Raw genomic sequence first — 230 nt, 5'->3', positions numbered from 1 at the left:
GCCTTGGCGGTCATGATCATGCCGTTCAGGCAGTAGCCGCACTGGGCCGCCTGTTCCTCGATAAAGGCTTGCTGCACCGGGTCCAGCCGCTCGCCCCGCGCAAGCCCTTCCAGCGTCGTCACCACATGCCCGACCGCGGCCCTGACCGGCACCACGCACGAACGCGCCGCGACGCCGTCGATCAGCACCGTGCAGGCCCCGCACTGACCGAGCCCGCAGCCGTACTTCGG

The 230-nt window shown here is 70.0% G+C and carries 1 protein-coding gene; it reads right to left on the bottom strand.

Annotation, left to right across the window (positions count from 1 at the left end; translation table 11 throughout):
* A partial coding sequence (locus GNF10_RS37775; RefSeq protein WP_311774273.1) for a 2Fe-2S iron-sulfur cluster-binding protein occupies positions 1-188 on the bottom strand: 188 nt, incomplete at its 3' end.
* Positions 189-230: the final 42 nt, after the last annotated feature.

It is taken from the genome of Nostoc sp. UCD121, assembly GCF_014222285.1.
Lineage (GTDB): Bacteria > Cyanobacteriota > Cyanobacteriia > Cyanobacteriales > Nostocaceae > Nostoc.
The sequence above is the reverse complement of the archived record's forward strand: the minus strand, read 5'-3'. Positions and strand labels throughout refer to the sequence as shown.